The organism is Aquisalimonas lutea (assembly GCF_030409225.1).
GTDB lineage: Bacteria > Pseudomonadota > Gammaproteobacteria > Nitrococcales > Aquisalimonadaceae > Aquisalimonas > Aquisalimonas lutea.
The window spans coordinates 684,941-702,507 of the sequence record NZ_JAUFPK010000001.1 but is presented as its reverse complement, the minus strand read 5'-3'; the positions used below and the strand labels follow the sequence as shown (position 1 = coordinate 702,507).

At 69.7% G+C, this 17,567-nt stretch carries 19 protein-coding genes; 10 read left to right on the top strand and 9 right to left on the bottom strand.

Annotation, left to right across the window (positions count from 1 at the left end; genetic code table 11):
* The first annotated feature begins 4 nt into the window (after window positions 1–4).
* The 6 genes from hslU (at window position 5) to tesB (ending at window position 6,051) form a co-directional block, all read left to right on the top strand.
* Window positions 5–1,333 (top strand): ATP-dependent protease ATPase subunit HslU, encoded by a 1,329-nt coding sequence (hslU, locus tag QWY84_RS03395; protein WP_290201044.1) that lies wholly within the window; start codon window positions 5–7, stop codon window positions 1,331–1,333.
* Window positions 1,334–1,487: 154 nt separating this feature from the next.
* Window positions 1,488–1,841, top strand: coding sequence for a gamma-butyrobetaine hydroxylase family protein (locus QWY84_RS03390; protein WP_290201043.1), 354 nt, complete (start codon window positions 1,488–1,490; stop codon window positions 1,839–1,841).
* A gap of 234 nt (window positions 1,842–2,075) precedes the next feature.
* Window positions 2,076–2,837, top strand: a complete 762-nt coding sequence (gene ubiE / locus QWY84_RS03385; RefSeq protein ID WP_290201042.1) for a bifunctional demethylmenaquinone methyltransferase/2-methoxy-6-polyprenyl-1,4-benzoquinol methylase UbiE — start codon at window positions 2,076–2,078, stop codon at window positions 2,835–2,837.
* Window positions 2,838–2,841: 4 nt separating this feature from the next.
* On the top strand, window positions 2,842–3,456 hold the full coding sequence (locus QWY84_RS03380) for a ubiquinone biosynthesis accessory factor UbiJ (RefSeq protein WP_290201041.1): 615 nt from the start codon (window positions 2,842–2,844) through the stop codon (window positions 3,454–3,456).
* A complete protein-coding gene (ubiB, locus tag QWY84_RS03375) occupies window positions 3,453–5,111 on the top strand; it encodes a ubiquinone biosynthesis regulatory protein kinase UbiB (protein ID WP_290201040.1) in 1,659 nt (552 codons plus the stop codon). The genes QWY84_RS03380 and ubiB overlap by 4 nt, the downstream gene beginning before the upstream one ends.
* A 76-nt stretch (window positions 5,112–5,187) precedes the next feature.
* A complete protein-coding gene (gene tesB, locus QWY84_RS03370; RefSeq protein ID WP_290201039.1) occupies window positions 5,188–6,051 on the top strand; it encodes an acyl-CoA thioesterase II in 864 nt (287 codons plus the stop codon).
* A 24-nt stretch (window positions 6,052–6,075) separates the two neighbouring features.
* On the opposite strand, the gene QWY84_RS03365 is transcribed toward tesB, so the two are convergent.
* The 6 genes from QWY84_RS03365 to QWY84_RS03340 form a co-directional block, all read right to left on the bottom strand.
* On the bottom strand, window positions 6,076–6,327 hold the full coding sequence (locus tag QWY84_RS03365; protein WP_290201038.1) for a YcgL domain-containing protein: 252 nt from the start codon (window positions 6,325–6,327) through the stop codon (window positions 6,076–6,078).
* Window positions 6,328–6,439: 112 nt separating this feature from the next.
* Complete coding sequence (locus QWY84_RS03360; RefSeq protein WP_290201037.1) at window positions 6,440–7,171, bottom strand: OmpA/MotB family protein; 732 nt, start codon at window positions 7,169–7,171, stop codon at window positions 6,440–6,442.
* Window positions 7,168–7,983: a motility protein A gene (locus QWY84_RS03355; RefSeq protein ID WP_290201036.1), complete on the bottom strand. Its 816-nt coding sequence runs from the start codon at window positions 7,981–7,983 to the stop codon at window positions 7,168–7,170. Before QWY84_RS03355 ends, QWY84_RS03360 begins: the two co-directional genes overlap by 4 nt.
* Window positions 7,984–8,046: 63 nt before the next feature.
* Window positions 8,047–8,793 (bottom strand): divergent polysaccharide deacetylase family protein, encoded by a 747-nt coding sequence (locus QWY84_RS03350; protein WP_290201035.1) that lies wholly within the window; start codon window positions 8,791–8,793, stop codon window positions 8,047–8,049.
* The gene (locus QWY84_RS03345; protein WP_290201034.1) at window positions 8,793–10,067 is read right to left on the bottom strand and encodes a S41 family peptidase; all 1,275 of its coding nucleotides are present in this window, start codon (window positions 10,065–10,067) and stop codon (window positions 8,793–8,795) included. The genes QWY84_RS03350 and QWY84_RS03345 overlap by 1 nt, the downstream gene beginning before the upstream one ends.
* Window positions 10,068–10,100: 33 nt before the next feature.
* A complete protein-coding gene (locus tag QWY84_RS03340) occupies window positions 10,101–11,246 on the bottom strand; it encodes a murein hydrolase activator EnvC family protein (protein ID WP_290201033.1) in 1,146 nt (381 codons plus the stop codon).
* A gap of 167 nt (window positions 11,247–11,413) precedes the next feature.
* On the opposite strand from QWY84_RS03340, the gene QWY84_RS03335 reads away from it, so the two are divergent.
* The 3 genes from QWY84_RS03335 to QWY84_RS03325 are packed head-to-tail and all read left to right on the top strand — an operon-like array spanning window position 11,414 to window position 13,427.
* On the top strand, window positions 11,414–11,836 hold the full coding sequence (locus QWY84_RS03335) for a rhodanese-like domain-containing protein (protein ID WP_290201032.1): 423 nt from the start codon (window positions 11,414–11,416) through the stop codon (window positions 11,834–11,836).
* Window positions 11,837–11,893: 57 nt separating this feature from the next.
* Entirely contained in the window at window positions 11,894–12,418 is a 525-nt protein-coding gene (secB, locus tag QWY84_RS03330) for a protein-export chaperone SecB (RefSeq protein WP_290201031.1), read from the top strand.
* Window positions 12,419–12,425: 7 nt separating this feature from the next.
* Window positions 12,426–13,427, top strand: coding sequence for an NAD(P)H-dependent glycerol-3-phosphate dehydrogenase (locus QWY84_RS03325; protein ID WP_290201030.1), 1,002 nt, complete (start codon window positions 12,426–12,428; stop codon window positions 13,425–13,427).
* A 117-nt stretch (window positions 13,428–13,544) separates the two neighbouring features.
* Here the strand turns inward: QWY84_RS03325 and QWY84_RS03320 are convergent, their stop codons facing one another.
* Window positions 13,545–14,009 (bottom strand): tRNA (cytidine(34)-2'-O)-methyltransferase, encoded by a 465-nt coding sequence (locus QWY84_RS03320; protein ID WP_290201029.1) that lies wholly within the window; start codon window positions 14,007–14,009, stop codon window positions 13,545–13,547.
* 197 nt (window positions 14,010–14,206) lie between these two features.
* Here QWY84_RS03320 and fabG point away from each other — a divergent pair, with 197 nt between their 5' ends.
* The gene (gene fabG, locus QWY84_RS03315; protein ID WP_290201028.1) at window positions 14,207–14,950 is read left to right on the top strand and encodes a 3-oxoacyl-[acyl-carrier-protein] reductase; all 744 of its coding nucleotides are present in this window, start codon (window positions 14,207–14,209) and stop codon (window positions 14,948–14,950) included.
* A gap of 30 nt (window positions 14,951–14,980) precedes the next feature.
* On the opposite strand, the gene ntrC is transcribed toward fabG, so the two are convergent.
* Together ntrC and glnL are read right to left on the bottom strand one after the other, a co-directional pair.
* On the bottom strand, window positions 14,981–16,381 hold the full coding sequence (gene ntrC / locus QWY84_RS03310; protein ID WP_290201027.1) for a nitrogen regulation protein NR(I): 1,401 nt from the start codon (window positions 16,379–16,381) through the stop codon (window positions 14,981–14,983).
* A complete protein-coding gene (gene glnL, locus QWY84_RS03305) occupies window positions 16,365–17,444 on the bottom strand; it encodes a nitrogen regulation protein NR(II) (RefSeq protein WP_290201026.1) in 1,080 nt (359 codons plus the stop codon). Before glnL ends, ntrC begins: the two co-directional genes overlap by 17 nt.
* Window positions 17,445–17,567: the final 123 nt, after the last annotated feature.

Sequence of the window (17,567 nt, the reverse complement as noted above, 5' to 3'; positions counted from 1 at the left end):
CATCATGTCCGCCGAGATGACACCCCGCGAGATCGTCCAGGAGCTCGACAGCCACATCATCGGCCAGGCCAACGCCAAGCGGGCGGTGGCCGTGGCCCTGCGCAACCGCTGGCGGCGCATGCAGCTGGACGAGACCCTGCGCGCCGAGGTCACGCCCAAGAACATCCTCATGATCGGCCCCACGGGCGTGGGCAAGACCGAGATCGCCCGCCGGCTGGCCAAGCTCGCCCGGGCGCCGTTCGTCAAGATCGAGGCCACCAAGTTCACCGAGGTGGGCTATGTCGGCCGGGATGTGGAGTCCATCATCCGGGATCTCGTGGACATCGCCATCAAGATGACCCGGGAAGAGGAGATGGAGAAGGTCCAGCACCGGGCCGAGGAGGCCGCCGAGGAGCGCCTGCTGGACATCCTCCTGCCCCGGGCCAGCACCTACGACGGCGATGACGGCCACGACGAGGCCACGCGCACGAAGATGCGCAACAAGCTGCGCTTCGGCGACCTGGACGAGCGCGAGGTGGAAGTCGAGGTCTCCGCCCAGTCCCAGGGCGTGGAGATCATGGCGCCGCCGGGCATGGAGGAGATGACCAGCCAGCTCCAGAGCATGTTCCAGAACCTGGGCGGGCAGCGTTCCCAGAAGCGCACCATGAAGATCCGCGACGCCCGCAAGGTGCTCCAGGAGGAAGAGGCGGCCAAGCTGGTCAACGAGGAGGAGATCAAGCTCAGTGCCGTGGATCGGGTCGAGCAGAACGGCATCGTCTTCCTCGACGAGCTGGACAAGGTCGCCAAGCGCGCCGAGAGCGGCCAGGGCGGCGACGTCTCCCGCGAGGGCGTGCAGCGCGACCTGCTGCCCCTGGTGGAGGGCAGCACCGTGTCCACCAAGCACGGCATGGTGCGCACGGACCACATCCTGTTCATCGCCTCCGGGGCGTTCCACCTCTCCAAGCCTTCGGACCTGATCCCCGAGCTGCAGGGACGGCTGCCCATCCGCGTGGAGCTGGACGCGCTCCAGGTGGAGGACTTCGTCCGCATCCTCACCGAGCCCAGCGCCTCGCTCACCGAGCAGTACTCCGCGCTCATGCAGACCGAGGGCTGCAACCTGGTCTTCACCGACGACGGCATCGACCGCATCGCCCGGGTCGCCTGGGAGGTCAACGAGCGCACCGAGAACATCGGCGCACGCCGGCTGCACACGGTGATGGAGCGCCTGCTGGAGGAGATCTCCTTCTATGCGCCGGACCGCAGCGATGCCACCATCACGGTGGACGCGGCCTACGTGGACGAGCACCTCCAGGAGCTGGCCAAGGACGAGGATCTGAGCCGGTATATCCTGTAGGCCCGGCAGGCGCTCGACGCCTGCCGGAGTTTGCGGTTTTCAGTTTGCAGTTGCCGGTGGAAGCGACGGCGGTGCAGGCGGAACGCGTCTCCGACGTGAACTCGGCACGCAATCGCAGTTGCCCGACAACACACGCAGTACCCGAGGTGCGTTCATGCCCAATCCCACTGAGCTCAACCTGCATCAGGCCTCCAGGGTGCTGGAGGTGACCTTCGACGACGGCAGCCGCTTCCGGCTGCCGTGCGAGTACCTGCGCGTCCATTCGCCGTCGGCCGAGGTCCAGGGTCACGGCCCCGGGCAGGGCGTTCTCCAGGTGAACAAGGAGGAGGTCAACATCACCCGCATCGAGCCGGTGGGCAACTACGCCGTGCGGCTGTACTTCGACGACGGCCACCACACGGGCCTGTATACCTGGGATTACCTCTACGAGCTGGGCGCCAACAAGGACGACTACTGGCAGAAGTACCTGGACCGGCTGGCGGCGGCGGGGTACCAGCGACGGGCTTAACAATTCGTGCGTGCGTCTGCGCGCCCGGGGTCGGGTGCACCGGTCACGGACCGTCTGCGGCCAGGGATGGCCGCAGTCGAGCCTACAGGGACGTACTTGCGGCGTGTCCGTGACCGGTGCACCCGACCCCGGCGCCCCCGATCACTGGGACAGCGCCTCACACAGTTCTCCGCACCTCGCCGTAGTGGTACCGTTGGCGACGATCGACACCAGCCAGCGAACAGGAACGCAGCCGTGACCACCGAGACCCCGGACGACGACACCACCGACTTCGGCTATCAGCGCGTGCCGCGGGACGAGAAGGCCCGGCGGGTGGGCCGGGTCTTCAGCTCCGTGGCCGGGCGCTACGACCTCATGAACGACCTCATGTCCGCGGGCCTGCACCGCCTGTGGAAGCGGCAGACCGTGGCCATGGCGCGGCTGCGGCCGGGGCAGCAGGTACTCGACCTGGCGGCGGGCACTGGCGATCTCGCCGAGCTCATGGCCCCGCGGGTCGGGACCTCGGGCCGGATCGTCATGACCGACATCAACGAGGCCATGCTCAGCGAGGGGCGGGCCCGGCTCATCGATGCCGGCTGGCTCCGGCCCATCGACTACGCCCTGGCCGACGCCGAGGCGCTGCCGTTCGCCAGCAGATCCTTCGACCGCGTGACCATGGCGTTCGGCCTGCGCAACGTCACCGACAAGTCGCGGGCGCTGACGGAGATGCACCGCGTCCTGCGGCCGGGCGGCTTTGCCCTGGTGCTGGAGTTCTCGCAGCTCTACATCCGGCCGCTGCAGCCGCTGTACGACGCCTACTCGTTCCAGGTGCTGCCGCGCATGGGCCGCCTGGTCGCCGGCGACGCCGAGAGCTACCGGTACCTGGCGGAATCCATCCGCATGCACCCGGACCAGGAAACCCTCCGGACCATGATGACCGACGCCGGCCTGGAGGACTGCGACTACACCAATCTCAGCGCCGGCGTGGTGGCCGTCCACCGCGGGTATCGGTACTAGCCCCATGAGCGCCCACTCGTTCATCGCCGGCCCCGTTGGCGGCACGCTCAATCGCCTGATCGCCCTGGACCCCGATGCCGGCCAGCGCCTGGCGCCGCTGAGCGGCTGCCGTCTGCGCGTACGCCTGACCGCCCCGGAGCTGACGGTGGATGCCCGCTTCACGCCGGAGCGCCTGGCCCTGTCGGCGCCGGACGACGACAACGGTGAACCCGATGTCACGGTCACCGGGCGGCTGGACGACCTGCTCGCCATGCTGCGGGACCCGGAGCACGCCGCCGGGCGGCTGCGCTTCGACGGCGACCCCGCCATCGCCCAGCGGATCCAGCGGTTCTTCCGCGAGCTGGACGTGGACTGGGAGGAGGGCCTGGCCCGCTTCCTGGGCGACATTCCCGCCCACCAGGTGGGCCGCGTCATCCGCGGTATCGGCGACTGGCTCCGCCACAGCGGCGACGCCGCGCGCAGCAGCCTGGTGGAGTATCTCACCGAGGAGCGCCGGGATCTGCCCACCCGCCCGGAGCTGGAGGCCTTTCTCGACGACGTCGACGGCCTGCGGGCCGATACCGACCGGCTGGCGGCCCGGGTGGCCCGCCTGGAGCAGCAGCGGGGCGGCGGGCGATGATCGGCCGCGGCCTGCGACTGATCCGCATCAACTGGGTCCTGGTCAAGTACGGGCTCGACGACGTCATCCTGGCCACCCGGCTGTTCCGCCCCCTGCGGTGGACCCGCTACTTCATGCCCTGGAACTGGGTGCGGCGCCAGCGCGGCACGCGGGGGGAGCGCATCCGCCAGGCCCTGGAGGAGCTCGGCCCGATCTTCGTCAAGTTCGGCCAGATCCTGTCCACGCGCAGCGACCTGCTGCCGCCGGACGTGGCCATGGAGCTGGCGCGCCTGCAGGACCGGGTGCCGCCGTTCCCGGCCACCGCCGCCCGGGCCATCATCGAGCAGTCCTATGAGCGCCCGCTGTCGGAGGCGTTCGCGCGCTTCGACGACACCCCCATCGCCTCGGCGTCCATCGCCCAGGTGCACGGGGCCCGGCTGTGGGACGGCGAGGAGGTGGTGGTCAAGGTCGTACGTCCCGACATCCAGCCCGTGATCCGGCGCGACCTGGACCTGCTCTACACCTTCGCCGCGCTCACCCAGCGCTACTGGCCGCCGGGCCGGCGCCTGCGCCCGCGGGAGGTGGTCGCCGAGTTCGAGAAGACCCTCATCGACGAGCTGGACCTGATGCGCGAGGCCGCCAATGCCTCCCAGCTGCGCCGTAACTTCGAGGACTCGCGTCTGCTCTACATTCCGGCGGTCCACTTCCACCTGACCACCGACCGCGTCATGGTCATGGAGCGCATCAGCGGCGTGCCCGTGAACCACATGGAGCGCCTGCGCGCCGAGGGCGTGGACATGCGCCGGCTGGCGGAGAAGGGCGTGGAGATCTTCTTCACCCAGGTGTTCCGGGACAGCTTCTTCCATGCCGACATGCACCCCGGCAATATCTTCGTGGACACCACCCAGCCCGAGGATCCGCAGTACGTGGCCGTGGATTTCGGCATCGTCGGCAGCCTCGGCCCGGTGGACCACCGCTATCTGGCGGAGAACTTCCTGGCGTTCTTCAACCGCGACTACCGCCGGGTCGCCGAGCTTCACGTGGAGTCCGGCTGGGTCCCGGCGGGGACCCGGGTGGAGGAGTTCGAGGCCGCCATGCGCACCGTGTGCGAGCCCATCTTCGAGCGCCCCCTGCGGGAGATCTCCTTCGGCGCGCTGCTCATGCGGCTGTTCCAGACAGGGCGGCGGTTCGACATGGAGATCCAGCCCCAGCTGGTACTGCTGCAGAAGACCCTGCTCAATATCGAGGGCCTGGGCCGGCAGCTCTACCCGGAGCTCGACCTGTGGCGCACCGCCAAGCCGTACATGGAGCGCTGGATGCGCAGCGAGCTAGGCGTCGGCGCCGTCATCCGCAACGTGCGCCGGGAGCTGCCGCACTGGGGCGAGGAGCTGCCGCGCATGCCCCAGCGGCTGCTGGAAGCCCTGGAGGCCCTGCACGACACGCGCCGCCAGATGGACGAGCAGCGCCGGGAGCTCCAGGCCCTGCGCCATGCCGTGCACCGCAACGGCCGGCGGCGCGAGGGCACCACCGTGGGCGTGCTGCTGGTGGCCGGCGGCGTGCTGCTGCACACGCTGGCCACGCCCCTGGGACCGGTGCTGGCCGGGATCGCCGCCGAGGCCTGGGCCGTCGGCACGGCCGGGCTCGTGGTCCTGGCCGTCGCCTGGCTGCGGCGCTGACGGCTCCGCAAATCTGCTATCCTGCCGCACTGCACAAGATCGACCCCCGGGACGGGGCGCACCAATGGGGACACACATGACACAACTGGACAAGCTGGTCCGGCTGCTGGACCTGGAGCAACTGGAAACCAACCTGTTCCGGGGCGAGAGCCGGAACATCGTCGGCGACCGGGTGTTCGGCGGCCAGGTCCTGGGCCAGGCGCTGGTGGCCGCCGGACGGACCGTGGAGGCGGAACGCACCGCCCACTCCCTGCATGCCTACTTCCTGCGGGCCGGCGACGCCGGCGCCCCCATCGTCTACGACGTGGAGCGGGCGCGGGACGGCGGCAGCTTCAGCACGCGCCGCATCGTTGCCATCCAGCACGGCCGCCCCATCTTCAACATGTCGGTCTCCTTCCAGATCCGCGAGGACGGCTACGACCACCAGCTGAACATGCCCGAGGACGTGCCGCCGCCGGAAGACGTGGACAGCGAGGTGGCCCTCATGGAGCGCCACAAGGACCGCCTCCCGGAGCGCTTCCACGACGCCTTCCTGCACCAGCGGCCCATGGAGATCCGGCCCATCGAGCCCGAGGACCCCATGGCCCCGGAAGCCGCCGCTCCGGTGCGCAACTCCTGGATCCGGGCCGTGGGCGAGCTACCCAGCGACGACGGCACCATCCACCGGGCGCTGCTGGCCTACGTCTCCGACTTCCGGCTGCTGGGCACCGCGCTGCTGCCCCATGGCCGCACCATCTTCCAGGAAACCACGCAGATGGCGAGCCTGGACCATGCCATGTGGTTCCACCGGCCGTTCCGCATGGACGACTGGCTGCTCTATCACATGGACAGCCCCAGCGCCTCGAACGCCCGCGGATTCACGCGCGGGCACATCTTCAGCCGCGATGGGGCGCTGGTGGCCTCGGTGGTGCAGGAAGGGCTGATCCGGCCGCTGGACTGATGCGCCCGCGGGCGCCGCGCTCTGTCAGAGCGGGGGCAGGTCATCGTCCTCCGGCGGCAGCTGGATGTAGCAGCCGTCCCGCAGCAGGCGCCGCATCAGTTCCACGGCCTCGATGCGCGCCAGCCGCCGCTGCGGCGTCAGCACCAGGTCCATGACATGCTCCAGCGGCCCGAAGCGCTCGCGCACGGCGACCGGCACGTCGTCCAGGGCCGCCTCGCCGGGCACGAACAGGTAGGTATCCGGGGCCTTCGGCCCCTTGAACACGGCACAGAACATCGCTCCCGGCCTCCCAGAATCTGGCAACACTTCCCGCGACACGTCCGGGCCGGGAGTATCCACATTCGCCCCGCCCCGGGCAAGGGCAACGCGGGACCATACGCGTGCGCCGTCAGGGATCGGACTCCCGGTGCAGGATCAGATCCACCCGGCGATTGGCCGCCCGACCCGGGGCGTTGGTGTTGGGCGCCACGGGATCGGTATCGGCGCGGCCCACGGCACGCATGCGTTCCGCCGGGACACCGGCAGCGTCCAGGTAGCGCACCACCTCCGTGGCCCGGGCCGTGGACAGCTCCCAGTTGGACGGAAAGGCATCGGTGGCGATGGGCCGGTTGTCGGTGTGGCCCTCCACGGAGATGGCGCCGTCGTGCGCCCTGAGTACCGGTACCAGCTCGTCCAGCAGCCCCAGCCCTTCGCCGGTGAGGGACGCTGCCCCGGACTCGAACAGGAGGCTGTCCTGGATCCGCAGGCTGACCCGGTCGCTCTCGCGGATCACGGTGACCCGGTCCGAGGCAATGTCGGGGGCTTCCATGGCGCGCCCGTCGTCGCTCGCCTCCGCCGCCCCGACCGACGGAGCCGTCGCGGACGGCTCCACGCCCGGAACGGCGAGCGGAGCCGGCAGGAGGACGCTGGGCAGGCGCTGGGGCGGGCGAGGATCCGGATCGGGATCGGCGAACGACAGCAGCACGATGAACAGCACCAGCAGCAGCGTCATAACGTCCAGGTAGACCAGCAACCACCCGGAATCGCCCTCGATATCGCTGCCCTGGGGCGCCAGGAGATCGGCCCGGAACTGCCCTCCCGCGCCCTCCTCGTGGCGCCGCTGGGCGAGCAGGTCGCTCACGACCGCCTGGCCTCCCGCCGCCGCTGGCTGCGCACGGCCGGCGACTCGCGGATCTCGTCGCGGTACTCCGCCATGAACGACCGCAGGGTCTCGCGCACGAACGCGGGGTTGCGCTTCTGGCAGATCAGCGCCACGCCCTCCAGCACCATGTTCATGGCGATGAGCCGCTCCTCGGTGCGCCGTTCCAGCTTGACGGCCACCGGCTTGAACACCAGGTTCGCCAGCAGGATGCCGTAGAACGTGGTCAGCAGGGCGACCCCCATGTGCTGGCCGATCACGGTGATGTCGCCGGTCTCCAGGACGAAGAGCATGTTGATCAGCCCCACCAGGGTGCCGATCATGCCGAACGCCGGGGCAAAGCTGGCCATGGAGCGGAACATCTGGGCCTCGGCGTGCTCCCGGGTACGCAGCCGGGCGATGCGCCAGCGCAGCAGGTCCAGAATGTCCTGCTCCGGGGTGCCGTCGATGACCAGCTGGACGCCGGTGCGCAGGAACGGGTTGCGGACCTGGTCCAGCGCCCGCTCCACGGCGCGCAGATCGTCCCGGAACCACAGGCGGGCGATATCCGCCAGCTCGTTCATGTCGTCGCGGGTATAGAGCTGCTCGTTGCGGAAGACGATGCCGAGCAGCCCGAGCACGCGCACCACCTCGCGCAGGGGGTAGCTGATGAACGTCGCCGCCAGCGTCCCGCCCACGACGATGCCGAGCCCCGGCAGGTTGAGGTAGTGCGCCGGATTCTCCGCCGCGAACAGCAGCACCGCCGCCAGCAGGAGCAGTCCCGCGACCATGCCGATGAGGGTGGACGGATTCATGCGTGCCCCGCGATCATTGCGCTGGAGCCCCGGCGACGGCGGGTATCCGGGTGCCGGCCATGGCTACCTCCCGTTGCGGCGACGATGGAGTTCGGCCAACCCTACCAGCTCGACGCGATACGCTTCTGCGAACTCGTGCAGATGTTGCTCCAGCACGTCCAGGGTCTCGGGATACGGATGCCCGATGCCGATGGCCGTGCCGTCGCGCCGGGCGGTCTCGAACAGCGTCCGCAGCTGGCGCTCGATGGCCGCGGGATCGCGCTCGTTGTCCAGGAACACGTCCCGCTCCAGCACCGGCACGCCGGCCTCGTCGGCCATCTGGGGCGCGACGGTCCGGGCGGACGTGCGGCTGTCCAGGAACAGCAGGTTACCGGCATCCGCCAGCACCTCCATGAGCCAGCGCATGTGCCCGGGATGCCGCGTCAGCATGCTGCCCATGTGGTTGTTCACGGCGCGCACGTGGGGAATGGCCGCGAGGTTGTCCCGCACCACCGCGCGGAACTCCTGCGGCGTCATGTCCAGGGTGACGCCGCCCGGGCCGAGCGGAGCATCACGCACCGGCTGCATGGGCAGGTGCAGCATGACGTCCTTGCCCGCGGCATGGCAGCGTTCGGCGGCCCGCTCCGCATGCGGCGTGTGCGGCAGCAGCGCGCAGACCAGCGGGGCCTGCATGGCGACGACACGGTCGCCTTCCACGGCGCGGTCGCCCATGTCGTCGATGACCACGGTCACCGCGGCGCCGTCGTCGGGGGACGCGCAGGCCACCGCGGGCAGGAGCAGCCCCAGCGCGAGCAGCACGCACAGGCGCATCAACCCGTATCGCCCTCGCGCCGGAGGATGGTCAGGCCCTTGAGCAGGTTCAGCGCCTCGCGCACGGCGTAGTCCTCCTCGTCGGCGGTCTCGCCCTGCTGGCGCGTCTCGCCGGGCGCCGGCCCGCCCGGCTCGCCGGCAGCGCCGTCGCGCCCGCCCCGGGGACGGCCTTCCAGCAGGACATCGGGCTCGATGCCCTCTTCCTGGATCGCCCGGCCCGAGGGCGTGAAGTACTTGGCGGTGGTCAGCTTGACGGCCGCCCCGCCTTCCAGCGGCAGGATGCTCTGCACCGACCCCTTGCCGAAGGTGTTGGTGCCCATGAGCACGGCGCGCCGGTGATCCTGCAGGGCGCCGGCGACGATCTCCGAGGCCGACGCCGAGCCGCCGTTGACCAGCACCACCACCGGGGCGCCGTTGATGGTATCGCCGGGCGTGGCATCGAACTCCATGCGGGTGCGGTCCCGGCGGCCCTCGGTGTAGACAATGCGGCCTTCCCGGAGGAAGGCGTCGGAGACGGCCACGGCGGCCTGCAGCACGCCCCCCGGGTTGTTGCGCAGATCCAGCACCAGGCCGCGCAGCGGGCCGTTCTCCGAGCCGTTCATCGCCTCCAGCGCATCCAGCAGCTGGGGGCCGGTACGGGACTGGAACTGGCTGATGCGGATGTAGCCGAAGCCGTCCTCGAGCACGCGGGAGCGCACGCTGGTCACGCGAATGATGTCCCGCTCGATGGTCACGGTGAACGGCGCGTCCTCGCCCTCGCGCACCACGGTGAGCTCGATCTCGGTGCCGGGCTCGCCGCGCATCCGCCGCACCGCCTCGCTGAGCCCCATGCCCTTGGTGGAGTCGCCGTCGATGCGGATGATCAGGTCGCCGGCCTCGATGCCGGCCTTCTGCGCCGGCGTGTCATCGATGGGCGCGATCACCTTGACGAAGCCGTCCTCGCGCCCGACCTCCAGGCCCAGGCCGCCGAACTCGCCACGGGTACCGGACTGGAGCTCCTGGTACTCCTGCGGGTCCAGGTACGTCGAATGCGGGTCGAGACCGCCCAGCATGCCGCGAATGGCATCCTCGACCAGCTGTCCCGAGTCGATGTCGTCGACGTAGTCGCTCTTGACGCGGTTGAACACCTCGCTGAAGGTGCGCAGCTGCTCCAGCGGCAGATCCACGCTCGCGCCGCTTCGATCCGCCAGCACGCCGGTGGTCACCGCCCCGCTGACGCCGAGGATGATGCCCACCAGCAGCGGCAGGAGATTGTTCCGCGTCCATCGTCTCATTAGCCCACCTTCCCGGGGCGCCGTCGCACCCGATCATTCCAGCCAGCGCAGGGGATCCCGCGGCTGGCCGTCCACTCGCAGCTCGAAGTAGAGACCGGCACGCTCCCGACCCCCGCTGTCGCCGACACGGGCGATCACGTCGCCGGCTTCCACCCAGTCGCCCACATCCCGGTACAGGCTCTGGTTGTAGCCGTAGAGCGTCATGTAGCCGTCGCCGTGGTCGATGATCAACAATAAGCCCAGTCCGCGCAACCAGTCGGCGAAGACCACCCGCCCGTGGGAAACGGCCTCCACCGGCGTACCCATCTCCGTTCGCAGCAGCACGCCGCGCCAGTCCGCGCCGCCGTCGCGGGTATCGCCGAAACGCGCATCGAGCTCACCGCGCACCGGCCAGGGCAGGGCGCCTCGCTGCTCGTCGATGGACGGCTGGTCCAGGTCCCGCTCGGGCACGTCCGCCAGTGCCTGGCGCAGCTCCTCGACGACATTCTCGAGCTCCTGCTCGTCCCGCTCCAGGCGGTCCAGGCGCTGCTCGCCCTCGCCGATGGCGGCTTCGACCCGCTCCAGGACCGCCTGCCGCTGCTGCCGCCGCTCGCTGAGCCGCTCCTGCTCGCGCTGCTGCTCCGCCCGCAGGCTCTCCAGGCGCTGCATCTCCCGATCCAGGGCATCCCTGGCGTCGCGGTAGCGCTGCAGCGCCTGCAGTGCCTGCTCGACGCGATGGCTGCGGGCCTCGCCGATGTACTCGTAGTACAGCAGCAGCCGGTCCAGGGCCGCCGGGTCTTCCTGGTTGAGAAGAAGCTTCAGGAAGGGCTCGCGAGCGCTCATGTACGCCTCCCGGACGGCCTCGCGCAGGACTTCGCGGTGCTCGGCGGCGGCCTCCTTCTCGGCCGCCACGGCCTCGCGCAGCTCCCCGGCACGCGCCTCGGCCTCGGCCAGCTGCTCGTCGAGGGCGCTCAACCGGCGGGTGGTCGCGCCGATGGCCTGCTCCAGCTCGCGCAGCTCGGCGACGACCTGATCCCGCCGGTCCTGGCGCTGCTCCAGGTCGCTTTCGATGGCGGCGATACGCTCCCGGAGCGCCTCCAGCTCCGCCGCCGACTGCTCGTAGTCGCGCTCCGCCGGGGCGGCGAGCGGCACGAGCAAGCAGACAACCAGCAGGATCCGGGCGGGGAGGGGAATCGGCAACGGGCCACCTGATGAGCTGTATTCCTGCGCCGGCCATGGCCAGGCTCGCTGGATGGTTAGTATACTACGTCGCTTTGCGGTCGGGCTGCCAGGGATCCTGCCCCCGGGCGGGATGGACAACCACCCGCAGCCGGTCCCGCCCGACGCCGTTGTAAGGAAAAGATTCTATGGACCGCCTGCTCGAGTTCGCCGTCAATAACTGGGTGCTGTTCCTGGCCCTGGCCATGGTCATCGTGTGGATCGCGATCAGCGAGTCCACGCGCTTCGCGCGGGGGGTGGCCGCGCTGGACACCAACGAGGCCACGCGGTTGTACAACCGCGAGAACGCCCTGTTCGTGGACATCCGCAGCGAGGCGGATTTCGCCCGCGGCCACCTGCCGGACGCGATCAACGTCCCCAACGGCAACTTCGACCAGCGTCACAAGAAGCTGGACAAGCGCAAGAACAAGCCCGTGATCGTGTACTGTTCCCAGGGGATGCAGGCCGGCCGGTTCGGCAAGCAGCTCAAGCAGGAAGGTTTCGAGCGCGTCCACCAGCTCAAGGGTGGTTTCAACGCCTGGCAGGAGGCGGGTCTGCCGGTCCATACCTGACGGCCGCCCGCCGGCGCGGGACGCAGTTCATCGACAGCTCATCAGGGAGTCGCCACCATGGCAGAAGAAGACGCCGCCTCCGGACAGGGGCAGCCCCAGGAGAACAAGCAGCAGTTCGCCATCCGCAAGATCTACCTGCGGGATCTGTCCTTCGAGGCACCCAACGCGCCGGCGGTGTTCTCCGGCGAGTGGAAGCCGGAGGTCAGCGTGGATCTGGACACGCGCACCTCGCGCATCGCCGAGAACACCTACGAGAATGTCGTACGGGTCACCGTCACCGCGAAGCAGCAGGACAAGACGGCGTACCTCTGCGAGGTCGAGCAGGCGGGCATCTTCGTTCTCTCGGGCTTCGACGATAAGACGCTGGATGCCCTGCTGGGCAGCTACTGCCCGGCCCAGCTGTTCCCGTACGCCCGCGAGGCCATCTCGGACGTGATCACCAAGGGCGGCTTCCCGCAGATGGTCCTCGCCCCGGTGAACTTCGAGGCGCTGTACATGCAGCGCCGGCGCAAGCAGCAGGAGCAGCAACAGGGCGGTGACGCTGCTTCCGGTGACGGCCAGGACGGCCCGGCGCAGCACTGAGGTCGCCATGGCCGCGCATCCGCCCATGGCGGTCCTCGGCGCCGGCTCCTGGGGAACGGCGCTGGCACTGGTGCTGGCCGGCAACGGCATCGCCGTGCGCCTGTGGGGTCACGATCCGGCGCACGTCGAGGCACTGCGCCGGGACGGCTGCAATGCCCGCTACCTGCCGGATGCCGCGTTCCCGGACAATCTCACGCCCACGGACTCCCTGGCCGGGGCGCTGGCCGGCGTCCGCGACGTGCTCATCTGCGTACCCAGCCATGCCTTCGCTGCACTGATCGAGGAGCTCGCCCCGGAGCTGGACGCCGGGGCGCGCATCGCCTGGGCGACCAAGGGCCTGGAGGCACGCTCCGGCGGCCTGCTGCACCAGGTGGTACAGAGCCGGCTGCCGGGCCGCGCCACCGCGGTGCTCTCCGGCCCCAGCTTCGCGCGGGAGGTGGCCGCCGGCCTGCCCACGGCGGTGACCATCGCCTCAGGGGACCGGGCATTCGCGGCGGACCTGGCCGCGGCGTTCCACGGCGGCGCCTTCCGGCCCTATACCAGTACCGACATCGTCGGCGTGGAGCTCGGTGGTGCGGTCAAGAACGTCCTGGCCGTGGCCACCGGCATTGCCGACGGCATGGGCCTGGGGGCCAATACCCGGGCGGGACTCATCACCCGGGGCCTGGCGGAGGTGGTGCGCCTCGGCCAGGCGCTGGGGGCCGATTCGAGGACGTTCATGGGCCTGTCCGGCGTGGGCGACCTGATCCTCACCTGTACCGACGACCAGTCGCGCAACCGGCGCCTGGGGCTGGCGCTGGGGGGCGGCCAGGAGCTGTCCGCGGCGGTGAGCGCCATCGGCCAGACCGTGGAAAGCATCCGCACGGCGGCGGAGGTGCATGCCCTGGCGGCGGAGCACAACGTCGAGATGCCCATCTGCGAGCAGGTCCACGCGGTGGTGAACCAGGGCCGCCCCGCGGCGGCGGCGCTGGAGTCGCTCATGGCGCGGGCGCCCAAGGACGAGTTCTAGTTGTCCTGAACCCCGAATTCGCTGGATCTCGCCCGACCTCCGGACCGCTTCCGCAGGGCCTGCGGAAGCGTCCGTGCGGCCATTCCGGCGCGACCGCGGCGCCACCCAGCCGCCGGCCTAGACCCCGCCCGGAAACCCCAGCTGACGCCAGGCCTCGTACACGGTCACCGCCACGGCATTGGACAGGTTGATGCTGCGGCTGTGGGGCCGCATGGGCAGCCGCAGGCGCTGCTCCGGCGGCAGGCGGTCGAGGACGGCCTGCGGCAGGCCCGCGGTCTCGCAGCCGAACAGCAGCGCGTCATCCGCGCGAAACGCTGTCCCGTATACACTGGCCTGACCGCGCGTGGTCAGCCCGAAGCAACGCGCCGGCCGCGCCGCATCGAGGCAGGCGTCCAGGTCGGCATGGAGCTGGATGCGCGCCCACTCGGCATAGTCCAGCCCGGCCCGGCGCATTCGCGCGTCATCCAGGGTAAAGCCCAGGGGCTCGACCAGGTGCAGCCGTGCGCCCGTGTTGGCGCAGAGGCGGATGACGTTGCCGGCGTTGGGCGGGATCTCCGGGTTGAGGAGAATGACATGCAGCATGTTGCGGATTCTCGCCGGCGGCCCGGGCACTGTCCACCTGCTCGCGGGTACTATGCTTGATGGTAGGCAGAGGGATTCTCGCAGCACGCCGCACGCGGCACTTGATTGTGACCCGCTCCCGGGAAGACCATGGCTGAAAGCGCTCAGATCCGGGTCACCACGGACAAACGCAGAAACGAGAGAGGAGAGAGTCGACCATGAACCGACTGGATAATCAGGTTGCCATCGTAACCGGGGGCTCCCGGGGCATCGGCCGGGCCATTGCCCTGGAGCTCGCGTCCCTGGGCGCCAAGGTCGCCATCAACTACCGCGGCGGGCAGGCCGAAGCGGAGGCAGTGGCCGAAGAGATCCGCGGCCACGGGACCGAGGCGCTGGTCCTGCAGGCGGACGTGAGCAACAAGGACCAGGCCCGCGGTCTGGTCAAGAAAACCATCGACCATTGGGGCAGGCTGGATATCCTGGTGAACAACGCCGGCATCACCCGGGACAAGACCATGAAGAAGCTCACGGACGAGGACTGGGAGGCGGTCATCAACACCAACCTCAACAGTGTCTACTACACGGTGAGCGCGGCGCTGCCCACCATGCAGGAGCAGCAGTACGGGCGCATCATCAATATCAGCTCGTTCGTGGGGCAGGCGGGCAACTTCGGGCAGACCAACTACTCCGCCAGCAAGGGCGGGATCATCGCGTTCACCAAGAGCGCCGCCCAGGAAGTCGCCAAGAACAACATCACGGTCAACGCCATCGCGCCCGGGTTCACGCTCACGGAGATGCTGGCGCAGGTCCCCGAGAACGTGCAGGAGAAGATCCTGTCGAAGATTCCCATGGGACGCTTCGGCAAGCCCGAGGAGATCGCCGAGACCGTTGTCTTCCTGGCCGCCCACGGTGACTACATCACCGGCCAGCAGATCAACGTCAACGGCGGCGTCTACATGTAGCCATCCCGGGGCCGGCACGGCGCCGGCCCCTCAGAAGTCCAGGTCGAGCTCCTTGATCTTGCGGGTCAGGGTGTTGCGTCCCCAGCCCAGCAGGCGCGCGGCTTCCTGCCGGCGGCCGCCGGTGGCGCGGATGGCGACCTGGATCATGATCCGCTCGAAACGCGGCGTGGCGTGGTCGAGGATGTGCTCCTCGCCCCGGGCCAGCGCGCGCTCCGCCCACACCGCCAGGGACTCCTCCCAGTCGTCGGCGCTGCTCTCGGCTACCTTGTCCTGGCGCAGCTCCGGGGGCAGGTCCTCCATGTGGACCTCGGTGCCGTTGGCCATGACCGTGAGCCAGCGGCAGGTGTTCTCCAGCTGGCGCACGTTGCCCGCCCAGGTCAGCCCCATCAGGAAGCGCTCCACCTCCGGGCGCAGCTGCTTGACCTCGACGTTGAGGTCTTCCGCGGCGCGGGCCAGGAAGTAGCGCGCCAGCTGCGGGATGTCCTCGCGGCGCTCGCGCAGGGCGGGGAGATGGACGCGGATGACGTTGAGGCGGTGGAACAGGTCCTCGCGAAAGCTGCCTTCGGCGACGCGGGTCTCCAGGTGCTGGTGGGTTGCGGCAATGATACGCACGTCCACGGTGCGCGAGGTGTGGCCGCCGACGCGATAGAACTCGCCGTCGGCCAGCACGCGCAGCAGCCGCGTCTGCAGCTCGGCGGGCATGTCGCCGATCTCGTCGAGGAACAGCGTGCCGCCGTCGGCCTGCTCGAAGCGGCCCTGGCGGGTCTGCTGCGCGCCGGTGAACGCCCCCTTCTCGTGGCCGAACAGCTCCGACTCCATGAGGTCGCGCGGGATGGCGGCCATGTTCAGGGCGATGAAGGGCTGGTCCCGGCGCGGGCTGTGGCGGTGCAGGGCCTGGGCCACCAGCTCCTTGCCGGTGCCCGATTCGCCGTTGATGAGAACGGTGATGTTCGACGACGACAGTCGGCCGATGGCGCGGAAGACCTCCTGCATGGCCGGGGCCTCGCCGATGATCTCCGGCGTCTGCTCGTCGTCGCCGCCGGCGGCGCCGGCGGTATCCCGGGCGCTCTGGATGGCGCGACGGACCAGGGCCACGGCCTCATCGACATCGAAGGGCTTGGGCAGGTACTCGAAGGCACCCCCCTGATAGGCCGAAACGGCGGCGTCCAGGTCGGAGTGGGCGGTGATCACGATCACCGGGAGATCCGGCCACCGCTCCTGGACCCGGCCCAGCAGGTCCAGGCCGTCGATGCCCGGCATGCGGATATCGGTCATCAGCACCCCCGGCCGTTCCTGCTGCAGGGCCTGGAGGGCAGTATCACCGCTGTCGAAACTGCGCGCCTGCATGCCCGCCTGGCGCAGGGCCTTGTCGAGGACCCAGCGTATGGAGCGGTCGTCGTCGACGAGCCAGACGTCATCCTTCGTTGTCATCGTCCGCCTCCAGCGGCAGCCACAGTGTGAATTGCGTATAGCCGGGCTCGCTCCAGCACTCGATCAGCCCGCCGTGCTGGTGCACCAGGGTCTGGGCGATGGACAGGCCGAGCCCGGTGCCGTCCGCCCGGCCGGTGATCATGGGGTAGAAGATGCGGTCCTGAAGCTCCCGGGGAATGCCCGGACCGTCGTCGATGATATCGACGCGGATCACCAGCCGGTGGGGCGTATCGGCGATGGTGAACTGGCGTTGCGTACGGGTGCGCAGGGTGATGTGTCCGCTGCCGTCCAGGGATTCCAGGGCGTTGCGCACGATGTTCAGGGTCGCCTGGATGAGCTGGTTCGGCTCGGCGTTGAGTGTCGGGATACTGGGGTCATAGTCCCGCGTGATGACCACCCCGTCCGGGGCCTCGGCGCTCACCAGCTGACGCACGCGCTCCAGGACCTCGTGGATGTTGGTCGCGCGCTTGCGCGGCCGGCCGTTGGGGCCCAGCAGCCCGTCCACCAGGGTGCGCAGGCGATCGGCCTCCTCGATGATGATCTGGGTGTACTCGCGCAGCTCGGAGGCATCCTTGCCGAGCTCGCGGTCCAGGAGCTGGGCTGCGCCGCGGAGCCCCCCGAGGGGATTCTTGACCTCGTGGGCGAGACCCCGCAGGAGGTGCCGGGTGGCCTGGTTCTGGTTGATCAGGTTCTGCTCCCGCGCGATGCGCAGGCGACGGTCCAGGTCGCTGATCTCGAGCAGCACTTCGTGGTCGCTCAGGGGCGTGACGGTGAGATCCACGGTATGGCGGCGCTCCAGGGACACTTCCAGCTGCGTCTCGCGGCTGGTGAACGGCTCCCCGGAGCGGAGTGCATGGGACGCGGCGTCCTCGAGGATCGACGCGCACGGTGTGGTGTTGGCCGGGAGGCGCTGCCCCGTGACCTGGCGTGCGCTCACCGCCAACATGACCTGGGCCGCGCCGTTGATGTAGCGCACGCGGAGGCCGTCATCCAGGAGCAGCACCGCGTTGCTCATGTGCTCCAGGGCGCGCTCGGCGGGGGTGGACCGCTGTTCAGTGCTCATACGTGAGCCCAAGCAAGAAGCAAACCACAATGGCCACGCGCGACGGGGGTCACCGTGGAATTCCGCTCATGCGCCCGCTGCCGGGAGCTCGCGAGGCACAAAGGGAAGCAGCTGGGGAGAAGG